A 25,910-nucleotide genomic window follows, 5' to 3' on the forward strand; every position below is an offset into this window, starting at 1 on the left:
GCAATCGCAGCCGGTTTTTCGTTGTCGCAGCCGCAACAGAGCGCGCATGCCGTAACGGCAACTGCACAATCGGCCCATGATTTTTCAAAAGCCCGCTTTTTCAGCGTGAAAAGCGCGCGAAGATCGCTATATTGGGGGAAATTGCGGTGAAACGGTTCCGTTAGCCCGAGGCTGCCGGACCCGTTTTCTTTTTGTACCCATCGACAAGGCTTTCCCCGAAACGCGGGGGTGGCGGCAGGAAAGGTCAGGCATCATGAACAAGGTCCCGATGACAGGCGAGGGGTTCGCGTCATTGAAGGAAGAACTGCGTTGGCGTCAGCAGCAAGAGCGGCCGCGCATCATCGAGGCGATCTCCGAAGCGCGCTCGCATGGCGACCTGTCCGAAAATGCCGAATATCATGCCGCCAAGGAGTCGCAGAGCCTCAATGAGGGCCGCGTCAACGAGCTCGAAGACTATATCGCGCGGGCCGAGGTGATCGATGTCACCAAGCTCAGCGGCGACAAGGTCAAGTTCGGCGCGACCGTCGTGCTGGTCGACGAGGACACCGAGGAAAAGAAGACCTATCAGATCGTCGGCGACCAGGAAGCGGACGTGAAATCGGGCCGTATCTCGATCTCGTCGCCGATCGCGCGCGCGCTCATCGGCAAGGAAGTCGGTGACGCCATCGAGGTCAACGCGCCCGGCGGCGCACGGGGCTATGAGATCGTCCAGGTGCAATTCATCTAGGACCTTTTGATAATTCTACTCTGGCGGCCGACTAGCGCGGTTTTCTGCGCTTCCGGTGCTCACGTACCTTAGTACGCTCCGCTCCGGTTCTCGAAAACCACGCTATTCGACTCACCAGAGCGAATTCTGAAAAGGTCCTATGCTGGAGCTTGCAGCCTAAGGGCTAACAGCTTTTCGGCTTCCGCCACCACGTCGGCCGGCGCTAGGCGCCTGCCAGCCGCGGCCAACAGCGTTGAGGCATATTGCCCGCGTGGGCCGGTCAAACCCGGCTCCGTCGCCAGGAACACCGCGACCGTTGGCAGGCCGAAGGCGGCGGCGAGGTGGGTCAGGCCGGTGTCGGCGCCGATGACCAGCGTCGAGCGGCCGAGGATGGCGGCGATTTCAGCCAGTGGTGATTTCGACACCACGATTGTAGACGGCACGGCTTTTGCGATCGCCTCGGCCACGGTCTTCTCGCGCTCGTTCGACCAAGTGGTGACCGGCGTTGTACCCCGTTCAGCCAGCAGGCGGGCGGCTCCGATCCAGTCTTCGGCCGGCCATTTCTTGTCCTCGCGGCTGGTGCCGTGCAGCAGGAAGGCCGTCTTGCCGTCGATGCCGGCCAAGCCTGGGGGAGGCGGCACAATCCCCGATGACAGCGTCGAAAGATCGGGCTCGTAATCGAGCGCCAGCCCGAACAGCCGCCGTGTGCGCTCGATGGCGTGCAGGTCGCGCGGTACGGCGTAGCGCCGGTCGTAGAACAGCGCCGCTGACGGTTCGCGTGCGCTCGCCCGGTCGAAGCCGGCAATCGGGGCGCTGGCCAGTTTCGCTACCAGCGCCGATTTCAGCAGCAGCCCCTGCGCGTCGATGACAAGGTCGTAGTGGCCTGCCCGCAAGGCGCGGCGCAAGCCCATCGCTTCGCGCCATGTGCCGGCGTTAAACAGATGCTTGCGCCAGCGCCGGATGGCGACGGTATGGATCTTTGCTATCGCCGGATGCAGCGCGACGATGCCGGCAAAAGCCTCTTCGACGCACCAGTCGAAGGAGATCTCAGGGCGCTTGCGGCGCGCATCCTCGACAGCGGGGAAGGTGTGGATGACGTCGCCCATCGACGATGTCTTGACGATCAGCACCTTCATGCGACGGCCGGGAGCTCCAGCAAACGGTCCGCCGCCGCCGCAACCTTCGCGACATCCAGTGTCTTCAGGCAGTTGAGATGGCCGAGCGGGCAGATCTTCTGATGGCAGGGCGAGCAGGACAAATGCAGCCAGATCAGCTCGCGCTGCTCGGCGAGCGGCGGCGTGTTTTCAGGCGAGGTCGAGCCGTAGACGGCAACGACCGGCGTGCCGACCGCGGCCGCGACATGCATCAGCCCGCTGTCGTTGGATACCGCCAGTCGTGCAGCCGCGATCAGGTCGATGGCGTCTTCCAGCCGAGTCTTGCCGGCGAGATCGACGGCGCCGGGTGCGAGTGCCGCGATCTCGGCGGTGACGTCGCGGTCATTCTTCGAGCCGAACAGTGCGACCCGGAAGCCTTTTGCCATCATCTCGCGGGCGAGGCCGGCATAGCTTTCGCTCGGCCAGCGCTTGGCCGGGCCGAATTCGGCGCCGGGCATCATGGCGACGAATTTTCCCGATTGCAGGTCGAAGCGGGCAAGGAGTTCTTTCTGATTGCTCGCATCGACGGTGAGCCGCGGCGGCCGGAAATGTCCGCCCTGGGCAAGGCCGAAATAGGCCTGCGCGGTGCGCCGCTTGACGCTTTCGGGTAACGGCACGATGTCGGTCAGCAGCCCATAGCGCATTTCGCGGAGGTTGCCGAAGCGGCGCGGAATGCGGGCAAAGAACGGGATCAGCGCCGATTTCCAGCTTCCCGGCAGGACATACGCCATGTCGTAGCGGCCGCGCAGCAGGCGGCCGAAGCGGCGGCGAATGGTGAATTCGAGCGCGCCGGGTTTCAGCGGGAAGTCGATCTGCTGGCGCAGTTCAGGCATGCGCTTGACCAAAGGTGCCGCCCAGGCCGGGGCCAGCACGTCGATGGCGGCGTGGGGATAGCGTTCCTTCAGCGCCGAGAACAGGCACTGCGCCATGACCATGTCGCCCACCCAGCGTGGGCCGATCACGAGGATCGTTGGGCTTTCAGCCATTCGACATAGTCTCTGACGCCGGTTTCCACTGTGCGGAATTGCCCGTTATAGCCGGCTGCGCGCAAGCGGGACATATCAGCCTGGGTAAAACTCTGGTAGCTGCCCTTGAGGTGGTCGGGGAATTCAATGAACTCGATCTCGCCCTTGCCCAGCGTGTCGATCACGGTCTCGGCAATGGCGCGAAACGGCTGGGCGCGGCCGGTGCCGCAGTTGAAGATGCCGCTCGAGCCCCGCTTCCACAGCCACAGATTGACGTCGGCGACATCGCCGACATGGATGAAATCGCGGGTTTGTTCGCCTGGCCCAAAACCATCATAGGCGCCGAACAATTTTGGGTTTTCGCCGCGCTCGACCTGGTTGAACAGATGGAAAGCGACCGAGGCCATGGCGCCCTTGTGCGCCTCGCGCGGTCCGTAGACGTTGAAATAGCGCAGGCCGGCGACCTGCGAATGATCGCTATCGAAGACGGTCCGCCTGACATAGTCGTCGAACAGTTTTTTCGAATAGGCGTAGACGTTGAGCGGCCGCTCGAGCGCCGGATCCTCGCGAAACTCCGAGCCGCCGCCATAGACGGATGCCGAAGAGGCATAGAGGAACGGTATGCGCAGCGACAGGCAAGCATGCAGCAGCCGTTTGGAATAGGCGTAGTTCACCTCCATCATGAACTTGCCGTTCCATTCGGTGGTGGTCGAGCAGGCGCCCTGATGGAAGACGGCCTCGACGCGGCCGAGGTCGCCGGCTTCCATGCGCAGCAGGAATTCATCCTTGTCGAGATAGTCGGCGATCTTGAGATCAGACAGATTGGCGATCTTGTGGCCGTCGGTCAGGTCGTCGACGACCAGGATGTCGTCATGGCCCTCAGCATTGAGTGCGGCGACGATGTTGGAGCCGATCATGCCGGCGCCGCCCGTGACGATGATCATGAAGGCCTCTGGTTGCTGCGATTCCGGTCCTTATAGGGGAGGTCACGCGGACTGTCGATAAAGTGGACGACCACCCTTCCATTGCCGTTCTTGTCTATTTTGTCTGTTTTGTCTATTATGTGCAAAACGGAGTACCCATGAAGCACTATCCATCTACCGATCTGAAACAGAATCTCGGAGACGTGCTTGCGGCTGCCAGCCAGCAACCCGTCTCTATCACCCGTCACAACAAGCCGAGATACGTCCTGATGAGTATCGAGGCCTACGAGGCTCGCTTCGTCAACGACAGCCGCCGCGCCTACGCCGCCAAGGATGCTCCGCCCGAACATGTCGAGATGCTTGAGGAGTACTCTCGAGAATTGGATCGTGATTAAACCCGCCGCCGCCAGCAGTGCAGTCGCTATGGGCTGATTGCCGACAATCTCGTGAGGTCGCGCCGCCCCTCATCCGCCTGCCGGCACCTTCTCCCCGTATAGTGACGGGGAGAAGGGTATTGGCCGCAACCTGCCGCTTTTCCTGCGACGCTGACAATTGGCGAAACCCGTCGATGAGAGCGTCCCTCTCCCCGTCACTATACGGGGAGAGGATGCCGGCAGGCAGGTGAGGGGCAGAGCAAACGCCTGGCAAGATAGTTGGATGAGTTCGAAGATATCCACATCTGTGGTATCGCCAATATGGACATGAGGGCAGTGAGGCGCAGCCTGTCAGAGCCCAATCATTGAGGTAGAAGAAATGCCGTCGACCGAACTGCTCATCGCGTTTTTCGCCACCACGGCGATCTTTGCCTACATTCCGGGTCCGGCCATGCTCTATGCCGCCGCGCAGACCATGGCGCGTGGGCGCTGGTCGGGGCTGACGGCGGCGCTTGGCATCCATCTTGGCGGCTATTTCCATGTGTTTGCCGCTGCCGCCGGCCTTTCGGTGCTGTTCCACGCCGTGCCGCCACTCTACATGGCGGTCAAGCTGTTCGGCGCGCTCTATCTGATCTGGCTCGGCGTCTCCTTGTTTCGCAAGCGCGGGGAGGGCGATGCGGCATTGCCCACAATCGAGCGCAAATCGGCCCGCCGCGCCTTCTTCGAGAGTATCACTGTCGAGGTGCTCAATCCGAAGACGGCGATCTTCTTCATGGCGTTCCTGCCGCAGTTCATCGATGCCTCGGCAGGATTCCCGGTCTGGCTGCAGTTCGTCGTGCTCGGCACCATCGTCAATCTGATGTTTTCCTCGGCCGATATCGTCTGCGTGTTCCTGGCCGGGCTGGTGATCGGCCGGCTCAAGCGCTCCAGCCGTGCGCAGCGCATGATGCAGCGGGCAGGCGGGGCAGTGCTGGTTGGACTGGGCGTTCACGTCGCCCTGCAGAAGACCTGACGGCTGCCTTGACGTTGCGCTGCGTGGATTTGCGGTATATCGGCTTCGCCATGAACGATCCGGCCCGTAAATTGACAATTTTCAGCGTGATTGAGATCGGCCTTTCCCTCGCATTGCCAGTGACATGATCAAGCACAATCCGCCTTCGCCTGAACCTTTGCACCGCGCCATTGCCCGCTTTGGCGACGTGGCCGTGCTGGTCGTCGGTGACTTCATCCTCGACCGTTTCGTCAACGGCGTCATCGAGCGCATCTCGCCGGAAGCGCCGATCCCGGTGCTGCACGGTCGTGGCGAGACCTCGACGATGGGCGGCGCCGGCAATGTCGTCGCCAACATCGTCTCGCTTGGCGCCAAGGCCATTCCGGTCTCGGTGATCGGCACCGATGCGGCCGGCGACAATCTGGTGCGCATGCTTGGCGAGCTTGGTGCCGACACGGCTGGCCTGGCGCAGGCGCGCGGCCGCATGACGTCGTCGAAGAGCCGCTTCAGCGCGCTCAACCAGCAGGTGCTGCGCTTCGATGAGGAAGAGATCAAGCCGCTCGACGACGAGGAGCGGGCGGGCCTGGTCCGGCATTTCCGCGACGCACTCGCTCGCGCCGACATCGTCATCCTGTCCGACTACGGCAAGGGCATCTTGCTAGACGGCGTTGCCGCCGAACTGATCGCCATCTGCCGTAAGGCGGGAAAACCGGTGCTGGTCGATCCGAAGGGCCGCGACTATGCGCGCTATGCCGGCGCAACCGCCATCACGCCCAACCGCAAGGAACTCGGCGAAGCGGTCGGTCATCCGGTTTTTGCCGATGACGAGATCGTGGCTGCGGCGCGTCAGCTGATCTCGGCGCATGGCTTCGACTTCGTCGTCGCCACCCGCAGCGAAAAGGGCATGAGCGTGGTCGGCGCGGATGAGGCGCGCCACATCGCCACCCAGGCGCGCGAAGTGTTCGACGTGTCGGGCGCCGGCGACACGGTGATCGCGAGCTTCGCGCTGGCCTTGGCCGCGGGCGCCGATCGCGTCATGGCCGCGTCCATCGCCAATGCGGCGGGCGGCGTGGTGGTAGGCAAGCGCGGCACCGCGCGGCTGACGGTCGAGGAACTCACCGGCGCCTTGTTCCGCTCGCATGGCCCGACCGCCCACAAGGATGCCATCCTCGACGCCGCATCGGCGGCGCGCATGGTTGCGGCGTGGAAGGAGGAAGGCCTCAGCGTCGGCTTCACCAATGGCTGCTTCGACATATTGCATGCCGGCCATGTCAGCCTGCTGCATGCGGCGCGCAGTCAGTGCGACCGGCTGGTGCTCGGCCTCAACAGCGATGCCTCGGTGCGCAGGCTGAAGGGACCGGGCCGCCCGGTCAACGATCAGCACGACCGCGCCTGCGTGCTCGCGGCCCTGGCTTCCGTCGACGCCGTAGTGGTGTTCGAAGAGGATACGCCGCTGGCGCTGATCGAGGCGCTGCTGCCCGACATATTGGTCAAGGGCGCCGACTACACCGTCGAGACCGTGGTCGGCGCCGATGTGGTGCAGAAGGCCGGCGGCCGTGTCGTGCTGGTCGACCTCGTCGCCGGCAAGAGCACCACCGGCACCATCGGCAAACTGCGCGCCGGCACCACAAACTGAGGGATTTCATGTCGGGACTGAACGATTACCTGGTCCGCTCGGCGGCTGCGATCAACGCCACGGTCGAGCGTGACCTGACCGACGAGATGGAACGTGCGGTGAGCGCCGTCGTGTCGGCGCTCTCGTCGGGCAAGGCGCTGCTGGTCTGCGGCAATGGCGGTTCGGCCAGCGACGCCATCCACATCGCCACCGAACTGGTCGGCCGCTTCCTCAAAGAGCGCAAGGCCTACAATGTTATTGCGCTGCCGGCCAATGCCGGGATGCTTACCGCCTGGGGCAATGATTATGGCTTCGACACGGTGTTTTCACGCCAGGTCGAGGCGCATGGCGCGGCCGGCGGCGTGCTTCTGGCGATCTCGACCAGCGGCAATTCGCCGAGCATTCTTGCCGCTGCCGAGCAGGCGCGGATGATGGGCATGACGGTGGTCAGCCTGACCGGCGACACCGGCGGCAAGCTCAAGCCGCTCACCGACATCCTGCTCAACGTACCCTCGACCTCGACGCCGATCATCCAGCAGGGGCATCTGTGCCTCTACCATTATCTCTGCGAAGTGGTCGAAGCGCGTCTCAGTGATGGCTGACACCGACGCCTCCGGCCCATACCCGCTGGCTGAGCCCGGCCTGTGGGTCGAGCGGGTCGGTTCGCGGGTCTTTTCAGCCGGGACGCCGGCGCTGTTCCTCGACCGCGACGGCACCATCAATGTCGATACTGGCTATCCCGACGATCCCGCTGACATCGTCCTGCGGCCGGAAATGCTGCCAGTAATCCGAACCGCCAATATTGTCGGCTTTCCTGTGGTCATAGTGTCCAACCAGTCGGGCATTGCGCGCGGCTATTTCGGTTGGCCTGAATTCGCCGCCGTGAATGCCCGGTTGCTGGCACTTCTGGAAGCCGAGCAATGCCGTATCGATATTGTGCTTGCCTGTGCCTACCATTCGAGCGGCACGGGTGAACTGGCGATAGGCGATCATCCGATGCGCAAGCCCAATCCAGGCATGCTTTTGCGTGCTCGTGATCTGCTGGGCGTGGACGTCGGTCGGTCGATCATCGTTGGCGACAAGGCTGACGACATGGAAGCCGGTCGAAGAGCAGGGCTGGTAGAAGGCTGGCTGGTCGGCGGCAGGTTCAACAAAAAGGCCCCGGACGGCAGTTTCACGACGCGCAAGCTGATGACGGGCAATGATTACCGCAGACTGTGCGACGTAATCGCAGGGTTGGGCGTAGCTTAGAACGCCACCAGCCCCTCGTCCTTGACGCGGCGGATGGTGAGCGCGGTGCGCACCGTGTCGACATTAGGCGCCGAGGCCAGCTGCTCGATGACGAAGGTCTGGAACGTGCCGAGATCGCTCGCCACGCAATGCAGCAGAAAGTCGGATTCGCCCGACACCATCCAGGCGTCGCGCACGATCGGCCAGCCGCGGGTGCGCTCGGCGAAGGTTTTCAGCTCCGCATCGGCCTGGTGGTGCAGGCCGATCAGGCAGAAAGCGACGACGTCCATGCCGAGCGCCGGCGCGTTGAGCAGAGCGCGATAGCCCCTGATGATGCCCGTCTCCTCCAGCCGCCGGACGCGGCGCAGGCAAGGCGGCGCCGAAATGCCGACGCGGCTCGACAGTTCGACATTGGTCATGCGCCCATCGCCCTGAAGCTCGCGCAGAATCTTCCAGTCGATGGCGTCGAGGTCGGCTTTCAGGGGCATGGCTGTCTCAGCTTAAGCGCAAGAATCTTTCGCGATCTCGTCATTAAACGACTTTTGTGGCGATGCCAGCCCTTGGTCAGGCGATTTTAGGGCGGTAACGAAAGCGGCGATTGCGCGAATAAGCCTGTGGGTCGAAGCTTTCCGGGGACGACGGCCTGTTCGTCTTGCTGGCGTGGTTGGCAACCCTTACATTACCGGCGACATTTCACGTCTTTTTCCAAGGCACACTCGATTGTCTGCCCCACAGAGGCTTTAGATGACCACCAAGCACGCGCCTGTTCTCATCATCGGTTCCGGCCCGGCCGGCTATACCGCCGCGGTCTACGCCGCGCGCGCCATGCTGAAGCCGATGCTCGTCGCCGGCCTGCAGCAGGGCGGCCAGCTGATGATCACCACCGATGTCGAAAACTATCCCGGCTTTGCCGATCCGATCCAGGGCCCGTGGCTGATGGAACAGATGCTGAAGCAGGCCGAGCATGTCGGCACCGACATCATCAACGACATCATCACCGAGGTCGATCTCAATGTGCGGCCGTTCCGCGCCAAGGGCGATTCCGGCACCACCTATTCCGCCGACGCGCTGATCATCGCCACCGGCGCACAGGCAAAATGGCTGGGCATCCCCACCGAACAGACCTTCATGGGGTTCGGCGTCTCGGCCTGCGCCACCTGCGACGGCTTCTTCTATCGCGGCAAGGATGTCGCGGTGATCGGCGGCGGCAATTCGGCGGTGGAGGAGGCACTCTACCTCTCCAATCTGGCGAAGAGCGTGACCGTCATCCACCGGCGTAACGATTTCCGCGCCGAGCGCATCCTGCGTGAGCGGCTGTTGAAGAAGGACAATGTCCGCGTCATCTGGGACACGATCGTCGACGAGATCACCGGCCGGCCCGGCAAGACACCGCTGCCGCCTTCGGTCGAAGGGCTGAAGCTTAGGAATGCGGTGACCGGCGAGATCAGCCATCTCAAGATCGACGGCGTGTTCGTGGCGATCGGCCACGCGCCGGCAGTCGAGCTGTTCGTCGGCAAGCTGAAGCAGAAGCCGAACGGCTATCTGTGGACGGCGCCGAATTCGACCCGCACCGACGTGCCCGGCGTGTTCGCCGCCGGCGACGTGACCGACGACATCTACCGTCAGGCGGTGACCGCCGCCGGGCTCGGCTGCATGGCCGCGCTCGAGGCGGAAAAGTACCTGGCCGGCATCGAGGTGCATCGCGAAGCGGCGGAATAAAATCTATCAAGACGGCAGAGCAAGCCGTTCAAAAGCCTGATTTTTCATTCAGACGCCAAAAACAGAACGAGGGGAACTCAATGGCGTTGGACTGGGACAAGCTTCGCGTGTTTCACGCTGCGGCGGAGGCTGGGTCGTTCACCCATGCGGCCGAGACATTGCATCTGTCGCAATCGGCGATTTCGCGTCAGGTCAGCGCGCTCGAACATGATGTCGGCGTGCCGCTGTTCAATCGCCATGCGCGGGGCCTGGTGCTGACTGAGCAGGGCGAGATGCTGTTCCGCACGGCGCATGACGTGCTGATGAAGCTTGAGACCATCAAGTCGCGGCTGACAGAGGCCAAGGACCGTCCCTCAGGCGTGCTCAGGGTGACGACGACAGTCGGGCTCGGCGCCGGCTGGCTGACCGAGCGGGTGCAGGAATTCATCGAGCTCTATCCGGAAATCAGCCTGCAGCTGATCCTCGCCAATGAGGAACTCGACCTCACCATGCGCCAGGCCGATTGCGCGATCAGGCTGCGCCAGCCGCAGCAGCCCGACCTCATCCAGCGCCGCCTGTTCACCGTGCATTTCCACCTCTATGCCTCGCCGGCCTATGTCGGCAAACACGGCAAGCCGACCTCGGTCGCAGACCTGAAGAACCATCGCATCGTCACCTTCGGCGTGCCGGTGCCGTCGCATCTGTCGGAACTGAACTGGCTGGAAACGATCGGCGATTTCGAAGGCGGGCAAAGGGTGCCGACGCTGCAAATCAACGACATATTGTCGATCAAGCGCGCCGTGCAGGGCGGCGCCGGCATCGCCATGCTGCCCGACTATGTGATCTCCAAGGAGTCGGATCTGGTGCAGCTTTTGCCAGAGACCGAGGTGCCGTCCTTCGACACCTATTTCGCCTATCCCGACGCGATGAAGAACCAGGCCAAGCTGCACGTGTTTCGCGACTTCATTATTGCGAAGGCGCGCAGCTGGTCGTTCTAAAACAGGCCTGCGGCGCAGCTTCGGGTTATCGCCGCCACGGCGTCAGCCGCGGCAACCAGCCGGGGACGTTGCGGCGGTAGGTCTCGTATTCGGCGCCATAGCGGCTGGCCAGCGTCGGCTCTTCGTAGAACTTGACGAAGGAGCTCATGACGACCGCGCCGATGGCGGCATAGGCGACGACGCTCCAGCTCGAAAACAGCAGCGCCTGGCCGAGGATGATCGACAGCACTGCGACATACATCGGGTTGCGGACATGGCGGTAGATGCCGCCGATCACCAGCTTCTCAGTGGGCGCAACAGGCGCCGGGGTGCCGAGGCCTTCGAGCGCGAAGCGGGCAAAGGAATGGATGAGCAGGGCGATGGCCGCGACGATCAGGATTCCGCCAACAGGGACGAAGCCGGGCACCGTCGACAGTGGCAGACGGTAGTGATCCGTCAGCAGCCAGGGCACCACACCGGCGACGACGCAAGGTGCCACGATGAAGAAGAGCGCGCTGCCGGCGATCGCCTGAGGTGTCCGCATTTCAGGTCTCCCTTGCCAGCGGCCTGGCTTTCCGATTCTGGCCGGTGCCGCAAAAATAAACGCGCTCTGCCTGTTTCCGTGTCATTTGGCATTTTCGCGCTTCGGCGCAAAAATCGGGTCCGGTTACGGTTCTGTGACAGCAATGGGCTGGCCGCGCAGGCCATTTGAAGTCTTTTTCTGGTCCTATCGGGCCCCAAAATGGGTTAGACCACAGCCTGCGCCTTTTTGCATGCGTGTGTTGCAAAATAGATGCTTGTTTCTTGGGCATGATGAGCACATATATAGATCATCTCTTGGGCGCGTTCTCCTCCCATTAGCGCCCTCGAGTGTTCCCCTCTGGAGGTTAGCCTTAACAGGCACTTCCAATCAAACTCAGCCGGATCTTCGTTGATCCGGCTTTTTTGTTTTCAGGCCTGCCGCAACCGCCGAAAAAAACCGATCAGCATTGCCGCGTAACAGTGACATGTAACCTCAGGTAACATGGCGCAGGCGCGATTCATCGTTTAAGCAGATCATAGGACGCGGTTTGGTTCGTCCGGGAGATGGGGGCATCACTCGGAAGATCCGGGCTCAGGCGGCTACCGCGTCCGAACCCATTCGTCTGCCAGTGCCGCCAGGCGCGGCGGATACATGCGGCGGACCTGCCGTTTTCCTCCCAAGAAGACGGTCCGCAATAGGAGCGGCGTCCGGATCATCCGGGCGCCGTTTTTTGTGCGGATCGGGCGCCGCCTGGATCGGTTCACCGTTTTAAGGAAACGGCGAACCGATCCAGCTCTTTGTTCTACGCAATTCCGGACGGAAAACCGCTTCACACTTTTCCTGGAATTGCTCTAGGCAGCCTTGCCGTTGGCGTTCATCGCCTCGTCGGCCAACCGTCCGGTAAGCTCGGCCATATGGTCGAAGGCGCAGCGATAGCTGGCGACGCCGGCGGTCGCCGAGCGCAGTTCGATGATCAGGTCGCCGATCTCGGCCTGCGGCATGGTCGCCTCGACGACATCCCATCCCGGCCAGTCAGGCCGTGCGTCGTAGCCGAGGATCTGGCCGCGCCGCTGCGGGATCAGCGCGATGATCTTCGACGTGGCTTCTGACGGGGTGACGATCTCGACCTTCATCACCGGTTCGAGCAGCACCGGCGAGCAGGCCGCCATGCCCTCCTTCATCGCCAGCTTGGCCGCCATCTGGAAAGCCATGTCGGAGGAATCGACGGCATGGTAGGAGCCGTCGGAGAGGTTGACGGAGACATCGACCACAGGAAAGCCGAGCGGGCCGGATTTCAGATAGTCGCGCACGCCGGTCTCGACTGACTGGATGTAGGTCTTGGGCACGACGCCGCCGGTGATGGTGTCCGAGAACTGAAAGCCGGAGCCACGCGGCAGCGGCTTGATCTCGATCACCACATCGCCGAACTGGCCATGGCCGCCCGACTGCTTCTTGTGGCGGCCGCGCTGCTGCACCGTCTTGCGGATCGTCTCGCGATAGGGAACCGCCGGCGCATGGCCTTCGACCGGGATCTGGTTCTTGCCCTCCAGCCGCTCGCGCACGACCCGCAGATGCATCTCACCATGGCCCGACAGCACAGTCTCAGCCGAGTCCTGGTTGTGGCGCAGGGTGAGCGAGGGATCTTCCTCGGCCAGGCGCTGGATGGCCGCCGACATCTTGACCTCGTCCTTGCGTTCCTTCGGCCGCAGTGCAAAGGCAAAGACCGGCTGCGGCGGTGTCAGCGTAAGCAGCGGCTTCATGCCGCCCTTGGCGGAGCTCAATGTCTGGCCGGTCTTGACCTCGTCCAGCTTGCCCAACGCCACCGTGTCGCCGGCCTTGGCAGCAGCGAGCTTGGACTGGTCCTTGCCGAGCATCTTGTAGATGCCCGAGACCTTCGCCGTCTCGCCGTTCGACAAATAAAGCTCGGCGGCATCGGCGATCTGGCCGGAGAGCACGCGCGACACCGACAGCTTGCCACCATGCGCGGTGTGGATGGTCTTCATCACCTGGACGACGGTCTGATTGCCGTCGGGGACACCGAGCCGTTTTCGGGTGGCCTCGATGTCCGGTGCGTCATGGCGGATCGCCTTCAATAGGCGAAGCACGCCATTGCCCTTTTCGGCGGTGCCGATCAGCACCGGGGTTATGGCGCCGGCGCGCAGGTCGGCGGAGAGATCGTCGAAGACCGCGTCCTTCGGCGGCTCGATCTCCTCCAGCAACTGCTCCATCAACTGGTCGTCGTGATCGGCGAGCGTCTCCAGCATGGAGAAGCGGGCTTCCAGCTCGCGCGCCTTTTCGTCGCCCGGAATCTCGGCGACCTGGCTTTCGGCATATTCGCGGTAGATGTAGGCGCGCTCCAGCGCCAGGTCGATCGAACCGATCACCACATTGTCCTTGCGCAGCGGAATCTGGCGCAGCAGCAGCGGCGCCGCACTTGTCGGCTGCAGCATCTTCAGCGTATCGCGCACGCCGGCGATTGCCTTGTCGACCTTGTTGAGGAACAGGATGCGCGGCACGCCGAGATCGTCGAGCTTGCGCATGATGAGCTGCAAGGCAGGGATCTTCTTCTCGTCGGCCTCGGCGACGACCACGGCGATGTCGCAGGCGGCCAGCACCGGCTCGGCCTCGAAGGAGAATTCGATCGATCCGGGACAGTCGACGAAGGTGAGCTGCTCGCCCATGAATTCGGTGGTGGCAAAGGTCGCCTCGACGCTCATGGCATGGGCGCGCGCCTCGGGCGAATGATCGGAAACGGTGCTTCCCGATGAAACGGGATTTTGGCGGGGGATGGCGCCCGTACGGGCGAGGATGGCTTCGAGAAGTGTCGTCTTACCGCTTGCAAAGGGACCGACTATGGCAATGCATTTCGGTCCCGTGCGTCGTCCTCCGGCGCGAGTACCCATGGCTGACCTCCACTCAGGCGTTGCCCTTGGGTTGCGATCAGCAAAAGTGGAAACGGTTTTGCGCCGATCGCACCCTGACGTGAGCGGCGGCCGGCCTGTTCGACCGTCGCGGGCGGGGTTGTTTTCATTTAGCCACCTGCCCAAACCCATCGTCCCACGGGTTAGCCGGCAGGGCAAGGAAAATAGAAATCGGGGCGTGCGCCACCGTCAGGCGGAGAGGCAGAAGCCAGGATCAGAAACTGTCGGGAAGTTTCAGCGGGCCTGGCTTTGCAGTGCAGGACTGGCTGTGCTCCGCTTCACCACCGCCTCGGCAAAGCGCGTGAGCAGCGGGTTGAACAGCTCCGGCCGTTCCCAGAACGGTGCATGGCCGGCGCCTGATATGATATGGCACTGTTCCCACAGCGAGGCGTAGGCCACCGTCTCGAAGTAGCTCAGCCGCACCAGCGGGTCATGCTCTCCATTGATGACCGCGACCGGGAACGAAGCGTGTTCAACCACCTGTTTCTGGTCGGCGCCGCCGCCGGCAAACATGCTGCGCGCGACGCCGGCGCGAAGCCTGCCGTCGGTGCGCCTGATGGCTTCGCGGAAAGACGGACTTGCGGTGTCGCCGAAGCAAAGCGCCTCAAAACGCTCGACGTCGCGTTCGGAGTAGACCTTCTTGGAAGCGAGCAGCATGTCCCAGTTGGCATGAAAGCCGCGCAGCATGCCGAGAGGCCCCCTCGAAACCGGCGGCGCCCCGGTCAGCACCAGGCCGCTCACCGCATGGTGGAAGCTGGCAAGTTCGATCGCCACATGGCCGCCGAGCGACCAGCCGAAGATGATGGCGCGGTCGATGCCCAGGGCATCGAGAAGTCGGGCTGTGGTCTGGGCGAGGCCGGTAATCGTATAGGCGGTTGCCGGGTCGCGGGCATCGGAGGACTCGCCATGGCCGGGAAGGTCGAACGCAATCAGCCGGTGGGCATCGGCGAGCGGACTGTCGAACTGACGGGCAAACACGGCGCGCGAACTGCCGGAACCATGAATCATGACGATGGGCATGCCAGAGCCCGACGACTGGCTGAGGCGCAAATCGGCCTGGGGCGTGCGGAACGTGCGGTCGGAAATGCTCATGCTGGATTAGACCTTCAGATTTGCCTGAAGGCCAACATCGCATCGCGGGCTCTATATGTTCTTTAAACATGTGGTTAAGAAAGGATTTCTAGAAATCGACCATCGGCGTGACCGCCGGGTCCATGGCAACACCTGCGGAATCCCGACAATGGAACCAGCCCTCGACCTTCTTGTCTCGATCTGCAGCATCGCGACGCTTGGCCAGTATGTCTGGTCGATGCGGGCGCATTTCCAATCGCAGGCCATGTCTCCGGGCGCCATCGTGATATCGGCGGCGGTCATGGCCACGGCGCTGTTCTTTCTGGCCATATTGTGGATCCAAGCGCAGCCGGTTTCGGCAAAGCTCATCGGGCTCGTCATCGAACTGGCAAGCTCGGCCCTGTTCTGGTGGGCGATTGTCACGTCGCGCAAGGCGCGGCTGCGCTTCGCCTTTGCGCCTGACAATCCGCACAGCCTGCTGACCGACGGCCCCTATGGCTATGTCCGCCACCCGTTTTATACGTCCTACATCATCTTCTGGATCGGGTGGGGGATCGCGACGTGGTCGATCTGGGCGGTGGTGCCGGTCGCCGGGATTGTCATCCTCTATGTGTTTGCGGCGCTCGACGAAGAGAAGAAGTTTTCGCGCACACCGCTCGCCGACTCGTACAAGGCCTACCGTGGGCGTGCCGGCCTGTTCTGGCCGCGGCTGGGGTGGTAGCCGGCACCGGGGCAGGGTAGGGTCTGCCGAACTCAGGGATTGCCAGACATGAAGATCATTGCCTGCGGCAGCGTGCCGACCATCATCGCGCCGGACAAGTATTTCACCGGCCGCGTGTTGCAGACGCCGATCATCGACAAGGAAGCGCCCGCGCGGCTGCGCGCCACGCTGGTCAGCTTCGAGCCCGGCGCACGCACCCACTGGCACACGCATCCGCTTGGCCAGACGCTCTATGTCACCTCGGGCGCCGGACTGGCGCAGACATGGGGCGGGCCGATCCAGGAGATCAGAGCCGGCGACGTCATCTCGTTCGAGCCCGGTGAGAAGCACTGGCATGGTGCGGGTCCGAAGACGACGATGACCCATGTCGCCATGCAGGAGGCGCTCGACGGCGTCCATGCCGATTGGATGGAAGCGGTAACCCCTGAACAATATGGCGGCTGAGCGCATGGCGGCGAAACCGGCATGCACGAACTCTTCGCCACCGCCTATGCCGGAGCATGAGGCGCCAACAAAAAACCCGGCGTGACGCCGGGCTTTTGTTTTCAGGCTGTCCTGATCAGGTCAGCGATGCCGTGAACCGCTGGATGCGCGTGCAGGCTTCCTCCAGCAGCGTCTCCGACGTCGCATAGGAGATGCGGAAGTTGGGGCCGAGGCCGAAGGCCGAGCCGAACACCACCGCGACACCCTCGGCCTCGAGCAGTTCGGAGCAGAAGGCTTCGTCGGTGTCGATCACCTTGCCGGCCTTGGTCTTCTTGCCGATCAGCTGGGCGCAGGACGGGTAGACGTAGAAGGCGCCTTCGGGCGAAGGGCAGCTTATGCCGCGCGCCTGGTTCAGCATCGACACGACAAGATCGCGCCTGCCTTGAAAGATCGCCTTGTTCCTGGCGACGAAATCCTGCGGACCGTTGAGCGCCTCGACCGAGGCCCATTGCGCGATGGTGCAGGCGCCGGAGGTCTGCTGGCCCTGGATCATGTCCATCGCCTTGATCAGCTGCACCGGACCCGCGGCATAACCGATGCGCCAGCCGGTCATGGCATAGGCTTTCGACACGCCGTTCATGGTCAGCGTGCGCTCGTAGAGTTTTGGCTCGACCTCGGCGATCGTCTTGAAGACGAAGTCGCCATAGGTCAGGTGCTCGTACATATCATCCGTCAGCGTCCAGACATGCGGATGCTTCAACAGCACGTCGGCCAGTGCGCGCAGCTCGGCTTCCGTATAGGCGGCGCCCGACGGGTTGGACGGCGAGTTCATCAGCAGCCATTTGGTCTTCGGCGTGATCGCCTTTTCCAGCACGGCCGGCGTCAGCTTGAAACCATTGTCGATCGAGGTGTCGGCAAACACCGAGGTGCCGCCGCAGATCGCCACCATTTCGGGATAGCTGACCCAGTAGGGGCGGGGGATGATGACCTCGTCGCCTGGGTTCAGCGTCGCCATGAAAGCGTTGAACAGGATCTGCTTGCCGCCGGTGCCGACAATGGTCTGCTCTGGCTTGTAGTCGAGATTGTTCTCGCGCTTGAACTTTTTGGCGATCGCCTCACGCAGCGGCACGATGCCCGAAACCGGCGGGTACTTGGTCTCGCCACGGCGGATCGCCTCGATCGCCGCATTCTTGATGTTGTCGGGCGTATCGAAATCCGGTTCGCCGGCGCCGAGGCCGATAATGTCACGGCCGGCATTTTTCAGCTCGCGGGCTTTCTGCGTCACCGCGATGGTGGCGGAAGGCTTCACGCGGGAAAGGGCGTCGGCAAGAAAGGCCATGACCAGATATCTCCAGAGGGGTCGACGCAGCGGGAACAGCTGCGGCGCTTCTCATGTCGCATCAACCCGCCAAGTGCAAGCATTGTCGGATGAGCCAGGGGTCAAGGACCTGTGAAGATCGGCTTTTGGAACACCGGGCTTCGTCCGCGCTTGGAACCTTGCAATCCATGGGGCGTATCCCTGGCAAGAATAAATTCATCAACGGCCGTTAAAACCTTTGACGGCAGGATCGCCAGCCATTTCGCCTGTCTCGCGGAGCGAGGGACCCTTGTCGCGCAGCATCGGGCTTGCCCACATCATCCGTAACGATGACGGCACCTCATCAGGTGTCTGGGGGCTCTACACCCTGCAGAGCGCCTTCCAGCCGATCTTTGCCTTCAAAGAGGGCAAATTGTCGGTGGCGGCGTTCGAGGGGCTGATCCGGCCGTTTCGTGACGGCGAGCCGCAATCGCCGTTGAATTTCTTCTCCACCTGTCCGGCCGGCGACCGCCTGCATATCGAGGCGCTGACGCGCACACTGCATTTGCTCAACGCCGGCGCCTGCCTGCCGCAAGAGGCCTCGATCTTCATCAATTTCGACCCGTCGGTGTTCACCGAGCGCTCCATCGCCGACAACGCGTTGCGCGACATGCGGCTGGTGCTGCACGAGGCCGGGATCGATCCGCGCCGCATCGTGTGCGAAGTGACCGAGCAGAAGTCGGCGTCGCAGGAAACGCTTTACAGTTTCGTCGAGGCGCTGCGGGCCAATGGCTTCCGCATCGCCGTCGACGATTACGGCGCCGATGAATCCGATATCAACCGCATCAAGGAACTCAAGCCAGACATCGTCAAATTCGATGCGCACTGGATCACGCAGCTGATGGAATCCGGCGCCGGCTTTGCCCTGTTGACCACCATGGTGACGAACTTCGAACAGCAAGGCATCCGCACCGTGTTCGAGGGCATCGAGGAGGGCTGGCAGCTCGAACTGGCCGAGAAATCGGGCGCCTCGATGGTGCAGGGTTTCGTGCTGGCAAAGCCGGAACTGGCGCCGACCAGCTTTCGCGTCTTCGGCAAGGATGCGCAGCCACCTGTCGCGGCGACCGAGCAGGTCAAGGCGCCGGCCGGCCGAACCGCTTCAGCGCGGCCGGGCAGGGTGTTCGGGCGCAGGACCGGACCATGACCGGGCAGCGCGAGCGGCGGCGCGATGTCGGCGAAGCTATCTTCGCCGACGAGGTCGGCATCGAATACGGCGTCTATGGCGCGTTTCGGCTGAAGAGCGCCTACCAGCCGATCTTTGCGCCACGCGGCGGCGCGCTGGCCGCGGTCGCCGTCGAGGCGCTGATCGAACCGCACCGTGCGGCCATGCCGGTGGCGCCGGCTGTGTTCTTCGACAGTGTCGCGGCGGGTGACCGCCTGTTTGTCGAGACGATGTGCCGGATGCTGCATCTGAGAAACTTCCGCAACATCGGCGTCGATGGGCTCGGCCTGTTCTTCAACTACAACCCGATGATCAACGATCATCTCGGGCGGGCGCTGGCCGAGATCCGGCTGATGACCCGGCATCTCGGCGATCTCGACCTGCATGCCGGCATGCTGGTCTGCGAGATCACCGAGCAGGCCGCCGACGATGGTGTGCTGGCCCCGCTGGTGCGCGAGATGCGGCGCCGCGGCGTTCGCATCGCCATCGACGATTTCGGCACCGGCCATTCGACCGCGGAGCGGATGAGCCTGCTTCAACCGGATATCGTCAAGATCGATGGTGGCTGGTTCGCCGAATTCTGCCGCCACGCTGCCGCCGAGCGCTTTTTCCGGCCGCTCGTCTCGTCGCTGCACGATCGCGGCGCCAAGGTGCTGGTCGAAGGCGTCGAGCAGGCGACGCATCTGCGCGTCGCGCTGGATGGCGGCGTCGATCTGCTGCAGGGGTATCATCTTGGCCGCCCGGCACTGGCCGGCAAGATCTTCAACCAGGAGCCGCTGTCGATCGAAGCGCTGTTGGGTGCTGATAACAAGGTGGTGCCGTTGCATCTGCGGCGCTGAGGATCGTCCTTCTCCCCGTTTACGGGGAGAAGATGGCGGCAGCCAGATGAGGGGCGGCGCCGGCTTTCATAAATTGATCTGGTGATGGGGCAGTTCTGATGAGGTGGCGCTGCCCCTCATCGCCCTGCCGGGCACTTCTCCCCGTATAGGGACGGGGAGAAGGACGCTTAACCCCAGACAAACAAAAAGGCGGGATAAATCCCGCCTTCCCATTTTCGGTAGCCTGATCGGGAGCTTTAAGTCCGGGCTGGCAGCTATCTGCTGATCCAGCTGGTCGGGTCTTTCCGCTCCAGCGCGCTTCTCGCGCGACTGTCAGTACATCCGTGACTTGCCGCGCGCCCCGAACTCTCGCCCGGCGCGCGCTATCGCAAAATCAGGCTGCCTTGCTCAGAGAACCAGCGGACGACTTGCCTGTGCGGCGGTCCTGCTCGATCTCGAAGTTGATCTTCTGGCCTTCGACCAGGGTCGACAGCCCAGCGCGCTCGACAGCGGAGATGTGGACGAAAACGTCCGCGCCGCCCGAATCAGGCTGAATGAAGCCGAAGCCCTTGGTGGCATTGAACCACTTGACCGTACCAGTTGCCATATGAATAGTCCTCGCATTTGCTTTGGTTTGACCGAACCGAGGTTCAGCCGGTGTGTATCGAGATTTTGGAGATAGACGTCAGCAAACGCGAAGATCGCGAGGCCCGGATCGATCGGCCGAAATATCAATGGACCTGATATAGGCAGGTTTTGCACCAAAAACAAGACGGCTCGAAAAAAGGCGCCGCCGTGGCGCTGCCCAAAGGCCGCCCCAATCGCATGAAAGCGTTGAGCAATCGGGAAGATCGGGACGCCTCATGGCGTTAGTCCGGTTTTGGGAGGCAATCATGAAAACCGTCGTGAAAACCATTCTGCTGGCTGTCTGCCTGACGCTGGCGGCCGCCGAGGCGCAGGCGATTTCGCGCTACGACCCCACCCGTATGAGCTGCGACAGGGTGCAGGGCACGATCGCCCGCCAGGGCGCGGTCATCCTGCGCTATCAGTCCAGGCGCGTGCCGGGGCTGCCGCTCTTCGACCGCTATGTGCAGAGCCAGCAATTCTGCAACATCGGCGAGGTCAGGAAGCGGGCCTATGTGCCGAGCGCCGATACCGATTCCTGCCCGGTCTATCTCTGCAAGCGGATCGAGAACGACCATTTCCATCGCCGCTTCCTGCGCCGCCGCTAGAGGCTGATCGTTTCATCGCGATTCCACCTGTGGAACAGGTTCCTGATCCACCGCAACAGATCCTGCCTTTCAGAACCCGAACGAGACCTGCGCCGGCGGTGGCGGGCCGACGCGCACGCCTTCCATGGCCAGCATCTTTTCCTTGGTGGCCGAGCCGCCGGGCGCCGAAAAGCCGCCGATCTTGCCGCCCGCGGCCAGGATGCGGTGGCAGGGAATGACCAGCGGCACCGGGTTGGCGCCGAGGGCGGCGCCGGTTTCGCGCGGCAGGCCAGGCTGGCCGGCACGCTTGGCCAGTTCGCCATAGGTGGTTGTTTCGCCGTAGTGGAGTTTTCGCGCGGCGTCGTAGATGGCGAGGCGGAAGTCGTCGACGCCGTCGAGATCGACCGGCACATCGGAGAAATCGACGTCCTCACCTGAGGTGTAGGCCTTGATCGCGGCGATCAGCTCGACGACCCATTGCGGCTGCCCAATGTTGGCCGGAGTATTGCCTGAAACACCGGAGTGCCGCATCAGTCGGCGCTCCACCGCTTCGCGGCTCTTTTCGGGCAGGCAGAGCCTGATCAGGCCCTTTTCGCTCCAGGCGATGCCCATGAAGCCGATCACTGTTTCTAACACTGCGTGGCCGGCTGTGATCGAAGATGTCGTTTCCATGATGCGCTCCTTTCCGCAAAGTGGCGAAAACCGGCATACCGACCGGTACATATGCAGAACAATATGGCATCTGGGGCCAGCTCTCGCCACCCGAAAACCACCAGATGGCCCCGATTGCTCACCAGGAATCGCTGGTGTAAGGACTTCTTAACAACCCGACAAACCGGACCCGCGCGGCTTGCCAGCAAAATTCAACCTTATTGCGATCTGCGTGATCGTCGGTGCCGCCGCACTCAGCGGCTGCCAGTCGACTTCGCCGATGAAGGCTACGCCTGCGCTGACCGAAACCGCGACCGCTGCTGGCAGCGATGCCGGCTTCACCGTGCCGCTGCCCGACACGGTTTCGGTGCTGCCGCAATCCTCGGGCATAACACCAGTCCAGGCGGCCGAAGTGACTCCCGTAACCCCAGGGCTCGATGCCGCCGCGCAGCCGGTTGCCGCAACCGCGGCCTTTGCCGGCGCGACGCCCGCGGCCCCGGCCGTGCCTGCGGTGATGGCCGCCAGTGCCTGGCAGGCGCCGGCGCCGGCCAAGGCTGGGCAGCCAGTTACGGCTGAGACATACACCACCGCCGGTCTTGTCATGCCGGCAACCGCCAAGGCTGGCGAGAAAACCCTGCCCGGCGTGCAGCAGGTGGCCTATGTCGGGCCGCAGAATCCGGCTGCCCTGGTGCAGTTCCCCGCCGCGCCGCTCAGCCCGGCGCCGGCGGAAGAGCATGCGACCGGCGTTCGCGGCAACATTGACCAGCTGATCCAGAAATATGCCGCACTCTATGAGGTGCCGGTCGACCTGGTGCGCCATGTCGTCAGCCGCGAAAGCACCTACAATCCCAAGGCCTACAACAACGGCCATTGGGGCCTGATGCAGATCAAGCATGCGACGGCACGCGGCATGGGCTATGACGGGCCGGCCAAGGGCCTGTTCGATGCCGAGACCAATCTGAAATACGCGGTCAAATATCTGCGCGGCGCATGGTTGGTGTCGGACGGCAATGCCAAGAAGGCCGACTGGCTCTACCAGACCGGCTATTATTTCGACGCCAAGCGCAAAGGCCTGCTCGAGGCGACCGGCCTCGGTGTCGACCGCAAGCGCCGCCGGCTGCAGCCCGACGCCTGAGCGCAATGCCTGAACCGCGCCCGCCGGCTCCAAACGACATCCGGCTGCGCAAGATCCTCGACGAGACAATCGTTGCACCGCACTGGCCGGATGGCTTTGCCATGCGCTGCTTCGAACATGGCGACGCGCAACCCCTGCATGCGCTGCTGAGCGAGGTGTTCGACGACGGCACCGACGGACCCTTCGACGAATGGTGGCCGCGCATTTCAAACGATGCGGAATTCGACCCGGCGCTGTGCTTCCTGGTCATCGACGCCAAGGGAAGGCTGGCGGCGGCGGCGCTGTGCTGGACGAGGGCCTTCGTCAAGGACCTTGCGGTTCACCCCGAAGCGCGCGGCAAAGGCATTGGCGAGGCGCTGATGTGGCAGGCTTTCACCACCTTTCGCGAGCGCGGCGCCGACCACGTCGACCTGAAGACCAACACGGTCGAGAATGCCGCCGCGCTCAGGCTCTATGAGCGGCTGGGCATGGTGCCCGTCGCCTGGGAAGGCTAAGGCGGATTGCACTGTTGAAATCCTGCCGATTGTGAACTGCTTCACATAGGCCGCCGCAACCGGGTGCTACTTCACGATCCATGCCTTTCGACCGATGGCGGATCGACGACTGGCAGATGTGGAGCGGCTGCACCGGCATGTGTTCAGCCACTCCTTGGCGGGTCCCAGGCGGGGGTTTGGGGCCCGCCAGTCGTCTTTTGCTTAACCCTCAAATATCGGGCGCATTGCCGATCTTCTTTTTGAGCTCGAGCGCCCAGGCGCGACCCTCGTCGCCGCCCCACAGCAGCCAGGCGATGGTGCCGGCCGACGGATTGTCTTCATTGCCGTAATTCTTGCCGCGCTTGTCGACCTCGTGGCGGGCGAAATAGCTGACCATGCGGCGGATGGTGGATGGCGCGAGTTTTTCGCGGTTCTTCAATTCGGTTGCGCGGGCGACGCCGATCTCGGTACCCCCACGGCCGAACTGCTTGCGCAGCCTCAGCCCCTTGGCGGCATTGTCAGCCACCACTTGCGGGCAGCGCAGGTCGATCTCTTCGGTGTTCTGCTCGCGCATGTATGCTCCCTGATCCCGAGAGATCTAGCTGACGGGAAGAATACGGCAAGGCGGGCTCGTTTCCCGGATCAAAAATGTCGGAACCGATCGCCGTGAAACGTCCTTGGGCCGTAACGCAATCCGTGCCGGGACGCCGGCGCGACGGCCAAGGAGACGATGATGATCAGCTTCCCCAACGAATCCGGGAGATATCGTACCGCGCGTGAAAAACTCCTGCAGAAGGAAATCGAGTTGCGCCGCGCCATGGAGGCCGTGGCTGTCGCCAGACGCGCTTTGCCGCCAGGCGGGCTGGTGCCGCAGGATTATGTCTTCGACGGGCTTGGGCCGAACGGCAAGCCGGCGCGGATAAGACTGTCGGAGCTGTTTGCGCCGCGTAAGGATTCGCTGATCCTCTACAACATGATGTTTCCGCGCCATCCGCAGGAAACGCGCGATGTCGCGGCGAGCGGCGAAACCGCGAAGCTGGCAAGGAAAGACCAGCCGTGCCCGTCCTGCACGGCGTTGCTCGACCAGCTCGACGGCGCGGTCGGCCATCTCGAAGGCGCCGGCTTCAACTTCGCCGTGGTCGGCAAGACCGCGCTGGAGAACATGATTGCGCTCGGCCGCGACCGCGGCTGGAGGAACATCCGGCTCATTTCTTCCGCCGGCAACGATTTCAAGCGCGACTATCACGCTGAGGCCGATGACGGTGCGCAGCTGCCGCTAATGTCGGTGTTCCAGCGCGATGAAGACGGCATCAGGCATTTCTGGAGTTCGGAGCTCGGCTTCGCGCCAACGGATCCCGGCCAGGACCCCCGCGCCATCGGCACCTGCGAGATCTTGTGGAACCTGATGGATTTTACGCCGGAAGGGCGGCCGGATTGGCACGAACAGCTGCAGTATGGGTGTTGTCATTGAGGCTGGCGCGGGGCGCTCGTGCTCCGGCATCGTTTCAGCTCGCCAGGCGCTGGCGCTGCCCCTCATCTGCCTGCCGGCATCTTCTCCCCGTATAGTGACGGGGAGAAGGGGGCTGGCCGCAACGCCGGCACCCTTCCTGCAACGCTGGCAGTTGGCGAAACCACCGGCGCAAGCCTCTTTCTCCCCGTCGCTATACGGGGAGAAATGCCCGGCAGGGCAATGAGGGGCAGCGCCAAGATCCGTGATTGGTCGGCCTGTGTACCGGGCAATTGTGACATAGATTTCGACTGGAATTGAGGAGCATCCCATGCCCAAGATCGACCTATCCACTGTGCCCGTCCGCAAAGGCTCCGGCTACCCCGCGCCCTTCGACGCCCCTTGCGCCGACCGCACGCGCAAGAGCCTCGGCGACGCGGGCGGCCTCCGCGACTTCGGCGTCAACCTGATGACACTCCCGCCCGGCGGCTGGTCGAGCCAGCGCCACTGGCACAGCCATGAGGACGAGCTCGTCTATGTGCTGGAGGGCGAACTGGTGCTGGTCGAGGATGGCGGCGAGACGCTGCTCAAGACCGGCGACTGCGCGACCTTCGCCAAGAACAGCGGCAACGGCCATCACATGATCAACCGCTCGACGATGACAGCGCGCTATCTCGAAGTCGGCTCGCGCTCTCCCGACGATGTCATCACCTGCTCCGACATCGACATGATGAGCCCAAGCTCGGACGGCCGGTTCCTGCACAAGGACGGCATGCCGTATCCGGAGCAGGGGTAGCGGTTTGTTTTTTCGGTCACGCGTGGCTCTGACCTGCCTTGGACCATGCATCCGCGCTGGCGTTCGGCCAGTGCCGGGATAAGCTCCCTGCAAAACCAGGGAGGATTGCCATGACCAAGGAAATCATCGAAGTGCCGGTGCTGTCGGCGGCGGTGCGTGCGCTCGGCGTGCCGCTGTCGCTGGTGACCAAGGGGGCAGGGCTGGTCTTCGTCTCCGGCATACCGCCGCTCGATCTCGTCACCGGCAAACTGGTCAAGGGCGACATCGAGGTACAGACCGAGGCGTCGCTCAGGGCGTTGCGCCATTGTCTCGAAGCGGCGGGCACCTCGCTCGACAACGTGCTGATGGTGCGCATTTACGCCGCCAATGCTGGCTTCTACAGCGCCATCAACCGCGTCTATGCCAGGCACTTCCCGGAAAATCCGCCATCGCGCACCTTCGTGCCGGTGGCGTCATGGCCGATGGAGTTCGATATCGAGATCGAGTGTGTGGCGGTGGGGTGAATTGGCTGGACCATGCGTCGGCGCTGGCGTTCCGCCGGCGCCGGGATAGGCTCCCTGCAAACAAA

29 protein-coding genes are annotated in these 25,910 nt (G+C 63.1%); 18 read left to right on the forward strand and 11 right to left on the reverse strand.

The features are described 5' to 3' along the window. Positions 1 to 253: 253 nt before the first annotated feature. Positions 254 to 727, forward strand: a complete 474-nt coding sequence (gene greA, locus AC1D1B_RS14355) for a transcription elongation factor GreA (RefSeq protein WP_477333126.1) — start codon at positions 254 to 256, stop codon at positions 725 to 727. Between the two features lie 137 nt (positions 728 to 864). Here greA and waaC read toward each other — a convergent pair whose 3' ends face one another. The 3 genes from waaC to rfaD are packed head-to-tail and all read right to left on the reverse strand — an operon-like array spanning position 865 to position 3,769. Further along, positions 865 to 1,842: a lipopolysaccharide heptosyltransferase I gene (gene waaC / locus AC1D1B_RS14360; RefSeq protein ID WP_477333128.1), complete on the reverse strand. Its 978-nt coding sequence runs from the start codon at positions 1,840 to 1,842 to the stop codon at positions 865 to 867. After that, positions 1,839 to 2,846 (reverse strand): lipopolysaccharide heptosyltransferase II, encoded by a 1,008-nt coding sequence (waaF, locus tag AC1D1B_RS14365; RefSeq protein WP_477333130.1) that lies wholly within the window; start codon positions 2,844 to 2,846, stop codon positions 1,839 to 1,841. The genes waaC and waaF overlap by 4 nt, the downstream gene beginning before the upstream one ends. After that, complete coding sequence (gene rfaD / locus AC1D1B_RS14370; RefSeq protein ID WP_477333132.1) at positions 2,819 to 3,769, reverse strand: ADP-glyceromanno-heptose 6-epimerase; 951 nt, start codon at positions 3,767 to 3,769, stop codon at positions 2,819 to 2,821. Before rfaD ends, waaF begins: the two co-directional genes overlap by 28 nt. Before the next feature lie 137 nt (positions 3,770 to 3,906). Here rfaD and AC1D1B_RS14375 point away from each other — a divergent pair, with 137 nt between their 5' ends. The 5 genes from AC1D1B_RS14375 to AC1D1B_RS14395 all read left to right on the forward strand — a co-directional run bounded on the left by AC1D1B_RS14375 (position 3,907) and on the right by AC1D1B_RS14395 (position 7,979). Continuing rightward, a complete protein-coding gene (locus AC1D1B_RS14375; protein WP_477333134.1) occupies positions 3,907 to 4,143 on the forward strand; it encodes a type II toxin-antitoxin system Phd/YefM family antitoxin in 237 nt (78 codons plus the stop codon). A gap of 358 nt (positions 4,144 to 4,501) precedes the next feature. Next, complete coding sequence (locus tag AC1D1B_RS14380; protein WP_477333136.1) at positions 4,502 to 5,134, forward strand: LysE family translocator; 633 nt, start codon at positions 4,502 to 4,504, stop codon at positions 5,132 to 5,134. Between the two features lie 124 nt (positions 5,135 to 5,258). Then, positions 5,259 to 6,749 carry a D-glycero-beta-D-manno-heptose-7-phosphate kinase gene (gene rfaE1, locus AC1D1B_RS14385; RefSeq protein WP_477333138.1) on the forward strand — a complete coding sequence of 497 codons (1,491 nt, stop codon included), beginning with the start codon at positions 5,259 to 5,261 and terminating at the stop codon, positions 6,747 to 6,749. Positions 6,750 to 6,757: 8 nt separating this feature from the next. Further along, positions 6,758 to 7,330: a D-sedoheptulose-7-phosphate isomerase gene (locus tag AC1D1B_RS14390; RefSeq protein ID WP_477333140.1), complete on the forward strand. Its 573-nt coding sequence runs from the start codon at positions 6,758 to 6,760 to the stop codon at positions 7,328 to 7,330. Continuing rightward, positions 7,323 to 7,979, forward strand: a complete 657-nt coding sequence (locus AC1D1B_RS14395; RefSeq protein ID WP_477333142.1) for a D-glycero-alpha-D-manno-heptose-1,7-bisphosphate 7-phosphatase — start codon at positions 7,323 to 7,325, stop codon at positions 7,977 to 7,979. The genes AC1D1B_RS14390 and AC1D1B_RS14395 overlap by 8 nt, the downstream gene beginning before the upstream one ends. Here the strand turns inward: AC1D1B_RS14395 and AC1D1B_RS14400 are convergent. Beyond that, positions 7,976 to 8,446, reverse strand: coding sequence for an Lrp/AsnC family transcriptional regulator (locus tag AC1D1B_RS14400; RefSeq protein ID WP_112560993.1), 471 nt, complete (start codon positions 8,444 to 8,446; stop codon positions 7,976 to 7,978). The genes AC1D1B_RS14395 and AC1D1B_RS14400 overlap by 4 nt on opposite strands. Positions 8,447 to 8,702: 256 nt before the next feature. Between AC1D1B_RS14400 and trxB the strand changes: the two genes are divergently transcribed. Then, positions 8,703 to 9,677 carry a thioredoxin-disulfide reductase gene (gene trxB, locus AC1D1B_RS14405; protein ID WP_477333144.1) on the forward strand — a complete coding sequence of 325 codons (975 nt, stop codon included), beginning with the start codon at positions 8,703 to 8,705 and terminating at the stop codon, positions 9,675 to 9,677. Positions 9,678 to 9,757: 80 nt separating this feature from the next. Next, on the forward strand, positions 9,758 to 10,654 hold the full coding sequence (locus tag AC1D1B_RS14410; RefSeq protein ID WP_181058731.1) for a LysR family transcriptional regulator: 897 nt from the start codon (positions 9,758 to 9,760) through the stop codon (positions 10,652 to 10,654). A gap of 25 nt (positions 10,655 to 10,679) precedes the next feature. Here the strand turns inward: AC1D1B_RS14410 and AC1D1B_RS14415 are convergent, their stop codons facing one another. From AC1D1B_RS14415 to AC1D1B_RS14425, 3 genes are all read right to left on the reverse strand, one after another. Next, on the reverse strand, positions 10,680 to 11,177 hold the full coding sequence (locus tag AC1D1B_RS14415; RefSeq protein ID WP_477333146.1) for a methyltransferase family protein: 498 nt from the start codon (positions 11,175 to 11,177) through the stop codon (positions 10,680 to 10,682). An 830-nt stretch (positions 11,178 to 12,007) separates the two neighbouring features. Further along, positions 12,008 to 14,059 (reverse strand): elongation factor G, encoded by a 2,052-nt coding sequence (locus tag AC1D1B_RS14420; RefSeq protein WP_477333148.1) that lies wholly within the window; start codon positions 14,057 to 14,059, stop codon positions 12,008 to 12,010. 252 nt (positions 14,060 to 14,311) lie between these two features. Further along, positions 14,312 to 15,169 (reverse strand): alpha/beta fold hydrolase, encoded by an 858-nt coding sequence (locus AC1D1B_RS14425; RefSeq protein ID WP_477333150.1) that lies wholly within the window; start codon positions 15,167 to 15,169, stop codon positions 14,312 to 14,314. A gap of 148 nt (positions 15,170 to 15,317) precedes the next feature. Here AC1D1B_RS14425 and AC1D1B_RS14430 point away from each other — a divergent pair, with 148 nt between their 5' ends. Both AC1D1B_RS14430 and AC1D1B_RS14435 read left to right on the forward strand, forming a co-directional pair. Further along, the gene (locus AC1D1B_RS14430) at positions 15,318 to 15,869 is read left to right on the forward strand and encodes a methyltransferase family protein (protein WP_477333152.1); all 552 of its coding nucleotides are present in this window, start codon (positions 15,318 to 15,320) and stop codon (positions 15,867 to 15,869) included. A 48-nt stretch (positions 15,870 to 15,917) separates the two neighbouring features. Then, on the forward strand, positions 15,918 to 16,313 hold the full coding sequence (locus AC1D1B_RS14435) for a (R)-mandelonitrile lyase (RefSeq protein WP_477333154.1): 396 nt from the start codon (positions 15,918 to 15,920) through the stop codon (positions 16,311 to 16,313). Between the two features lie 115 nt (positions 16,314 to 16,428). Here the strand turns inward: AC1D1B_RS14435 and AC1D1B_RS14440 are convergent, their stop codons facing one another. Next, positions 16,429 to 17,631, reverse strand: a complete 1,203-nt coding sequence (locus AC1D1B_RS14440; RefSeq protein WP_477333156.1) for a pyridoxal phosphate-dependent aminotransferase — start codon at positions 17,629 to 17,631, stop codon at positions 16,429 to 16,431. Positions 17,632 to 17,899: 268 nt separating this feature from the next. On the opposite strand from AC1D1B_RS14440, the gene AC1D1B_RS14445 reads away from it, so the two are divergent. Together AC1D1B_RS14445 and AC1D1B_RS14450 are read left to right on the forward strand one after the other, a co-directional pair. After that, positions 17,900 to 18,793: an EAL domain-containing protein gene (locus AC1D1B_RS14445; RefSeq protein ID WP_477333158.1), complete on the forward strand. Its 894-nt coding sequence runs from the start codon at positions 17,900 to 17,902 to the stop codon at positions 18,791 to 18,793. Beyond that, positions 18,790 to 19,650: an EAL domain-containing protein gene (locus AC1D1B_RS14450; RefSeq protein WP_477333160.1), complete on the forward strand. Its 861-nt coding sequence runs from the start codon at positions 18,790 to 18,792 to the stop codon at positions 19,648 to 19,650. Before AC1D1B_RS14445 ends, AC1D1B_RS14450 begins: the two co-directional genes overlap by 4 nt. Positions 19,651 to 20,023: 373 nt before the next feature. Here AC1D1B_RS14450 and AC1D1B_RS14455 read toward each other — a convergent pair whose 3' ends face one another. Next, complete coding sequence (locus tag AC1D1B_RS14455; protein WP_015316174.1) at positions 20,024 to 20,236, reverse strand: cold-shock protein; 213 nt, start codon at positions 20,234 to 20,236, stop codon at positions 20,024 to 20,026. A gap of 298 nt (positions 20,237 to 20,534) precedes the next feature. On the opposite strand from AC1D1B_RS14455, the gene AC1D1B_RS14460 reads away from it, so the two are divergent. Continuing rightward, complete coding sequence (locus tag AC1D1B_RS14460; protein WP_477333323.1) at positions 20,535 to 20,861, forward strand: hypothetical protein; 327 nt, start codon at positions 20,535 to 20,537, stop codon at positions 20,859 to 20,861. Between the two features lie 69 nt (positions 20,862 to 20,930). Here the strand turns inward: AC1D1B_RS14460 and AC1D1B_RS14465 are convergent, their stop codons facing one another. Beyond that, entirely contained in the window at positions 20,931 to 21,512 is a 582-nt protein-coding gene (locus AC1D1B_RS14465) for a methylated-DNA--[protein]-cysteine S-methyltransferase (RefSeq protein ID WP_477333162.1), read from the reverse strand. Positions 21,513 to 21,690: 178 nt separating this feature from the next. On the opposite strand from AC1D1B_RS14465, the gene AC1D1B_RS14470 reads away from it, so the two are divergent. Further along, a complete protein-coding gene (locus AC1D1B_RS14470) occupies positions 21,691 to 22,626 on the forward strand; it encodes a transglycosylase SLT domain-containing protein (RefSeq protein WP_477333164.1) in 936 nt (311 codons plus the stop codon). A 5-nt stretch (positions 22,627 to 22,631) separates the two neighbouring features. Further along, the gene (locus AC1D1B_RS14475) at positions 22,632 to 23,120 is read left to right on the forward strand and encodes a GNAT family N-acetyltransferase (RefSeq protein WP_477333166.1); all 489 of its coding nucleotides are present in this window, start codon (positions 22,632 to 22,634) and stop codon (positions 23,118 to 23,120) included. Positions 23,121 to 23,328: 208 nt separating this feature from the next. Here the strand turns inward: AC1D1B_RS14475 and AC1D1B_RS14480 are convergent, their stop codons facing one another. Further along, positions 23,329 to 23,673: a hypothetical protein gene (locus AC1D1B_RS14480; protein WP_477262338.1), complete on the reverse strand. Its 345-nt coding sequence runs from the start codon at positions 23,671 to 23,673 to the stop codon at positions 23,329 to 23,331. 159 nt (positions 23,674 to 23,832) lie between these two features. On the opposite strand from AC1D1B_RS14480, the gene AC1D1B_RS14485 reads away from it, so the two are divergent. The 3 genes from AC1D1B_RS14485 to AC1D1B_RS14495 all read left to right on the forward strand — a co-directional run bounded on the left by AC1D1B_RS14485 (position 23,833) and on the right by AC1D1B_RS14495 (position 25,845). Continuing rightward, a complete protein-coding gene (locus AC1D1B_RS14485; protein ID WP_477333168.1) occupies positions 23,833 to 24,570 on the forward strand; it encodes a DUF899 family protein in 738 nt (245 codons plus the stop codon). 307 nt (positions 24,571 to 24,877) lie between these two features. Next, positions 24,878 to 25,342, forward strand: coding sequence for a cupin domain-containing protein (locus AC1D1B_RS14490; protein ID WP_477333170.1), 465 nt, complete (start codon positions 24,878 to 24,880; stop codon positions 25,340 to 25,342). Positions 25,343 to 25,452: 110 nt separating this feature from the next. Then, positions 25,453 to 25,845: a RidA family protein gene (locus AC1D1B_RS14495; protein WP_477333172.1), complete on the forward strand. Its 393-nt coding sequence runs from the start codon at positions 25,453 to 25,455 to the stop codon at positions 25,843 to 25,845. Positions 25,846 to 25,910 lie beyond the last annotated feature (65 nt).

This window comes from Mesorhizobium sp. P2_C5_2, from assembly GCF_056404535.1.

Coding starts and splice junctions, on each gene's coding strand:
- AC1D1B_RS14490 (WP_477333170.1), top strand. CDS start 24,878: ATGCCCAAGATCGACCTATCCACTGTGCCCGTCCGCAAAGGCTCCGGC.
- AC1D1B_RS14390 (WP_477333140.1), top strand. CDS start 6,758: ATGTCGGGACTGAACGATTACCTGGTCCGCTCGGCGGCTGCGATCAAC.
- AC1D1B_RS14480 (WP_477262338.1), bottom strand. CDS start 23,673: ATGCGCGAGCAGAACACCGAAGAGATCGACCTGCGCTGCCCGCAAGTG.
- AC1D1B_RS14425 (WP_477333150.1), bottom strand. CDS start 15,169: ATGAGCATTTCCGACCGCACGTTCCGCACGCCCCAGGCCGATTTGCGC.
- greA (WP_477333126.1), top strand. CDS start 254: ATGAACAAGGTCCCGATGACAGGCGAGGGGTTCGCGTCATTGAAGGAA.
- AC1D1B_RS14400 (WP_112560993.1), bottom strand. CDS start 8,446: ATGCCCCTGAAAGCCGACCTCGACGCCATCGACTGGAAGATTCTGCGC.
- waaF (WP_477333130.1), bottom strand. CDS start 2,846: ATGGCTGAAAGCCCAACGATCCTCGTGATCGGCCCACGCTGGGTGGGC.
- trxB (WP_477333144.1), top strand. CDS start 8,703: ATGACCACCAAGCACGCGCCTGTTCTCATCATCGGTTCCGGCCCGGCC.
- AC1D1B_RS14415 (WP_477333146.1), bottom strand. CDS start 11,177: ATGCGGACACCTCAGGCGATCGCCGGCAGCGCGCTCTTCTTCATCGTG.
- AC1D1B_RS14440 (WP_477333156.1), bottom strand. CDS start 17,631: ATGGCCTTTCTTGCCGACGCCCTTTCCCGCGTGAAGCCTTCCGCCACC.
- rfaD (WP_477333132.1), bottom strand. CDS start 3,769: ATGATCATCGTCACGGGCGGCGCCGGCATGATCGGCTCCAACATCGTC.
- AC1D1B_RS14485 (WP_477333168.1), top strand. CDS start 23,833: ATGATCAGCTTCCCCAACGAATCCGGGAGATATCGTACCGCGCGTGAA.
- AC1D1B_RS14475 (WP_477333166.1), top strand. CDS start 22,632: ATGCCTGAACCGCGCCCGCCGGCTCCAAACGACATCCGGCTGCGCAAG.
- AC1D1B_RS14455 (WP_015316174.1), bottom strand. CDS start 20,236: ATGGCAACTGGTACGGTCAAGTGGTTCAATGCCACCAAGGGCTTCGGC.
- AC1D1B_RS14410 (WP_181058731.1), top strand. CDS start 9,758: ATGGCGTTGGACTGGGACAAGCTTCGCGTGTTTCACGCTGCGGCGGAG.
- rfaE1 (WP_477333138.1), top strand. CDS start 5,259: ATGATCAAGCACAATCCGCCTTCGCCTGAACCTTTGCACCGCGCCATT.
- AC1D1B_RS14435 (WP_477333154.1), top strand. CDS start 15,918: ATGAAGATCATTGCCTGCGGCAGCGTGCCGACCATCATCGCGCCGGAC.
- AC1D1B_RS14495 (WP_477333172.1), top strand. CDS start 25,453: ATGACCAAGGAAATCATCGAAGTGCCGGTGCTGTCGGCGGCGGTGCGT.
- AC1D1B_RS14465 (WP_477333162.1), bottom strand. CDS start 21,512: ATGGAAACGACATCTTCGATCACAGCCGGCCACGCAGTGTTAGAAACA.
- AC1D1B_RS14430 (WP_477333152.1), top strand. CDS start 15,318: ATGGAACCAGCCCTCGACCTTCTTGTCTCGATCTGCAGCATCGCGACG.
- AC1D1B_RS14380 (WP_477333136.1), top strand. CDS start 4,502: ATGCCGTCGACCGAACTGCTCATCGCGTTTTTCGCCACCACGGCGATC.
- AC1D1B_RS14420 (WP_477333148.1), bottom strand. CDS start 14,059: ATGGGTACTCGCGCCGGAGGACGACGCACGGGACCGAAATGCATTGCC.
- waaC (WP_477333128.1), bottom strand. CDS start 1,842: ATGAAGGTGCTGATCGTCAAGACATCGTCGATGGGCGACGTCATCCAC.
- AC1D1B_RS14450 (WP_477333160.1), top strand. CDS start 18,790: ATGACCGGGCAGCGCGAGCGGCGGCGCGATGTCGGCGAAGCTATCTTC.
- AC1D1B_RS14395 (WP_477333142.1), top strand. CDS start 7,323: ATGGCTGACACCGACGCCTCCGGCCCATACCCGCTGGCTGAGCCCGGC.
- AC1D1B_RS14375 (WP_477333134.1), top strand. CDS start 3,907: ATGAAGCACTATCCATCTACCGATCTGAAACAGAATCTCGGAGACGTG.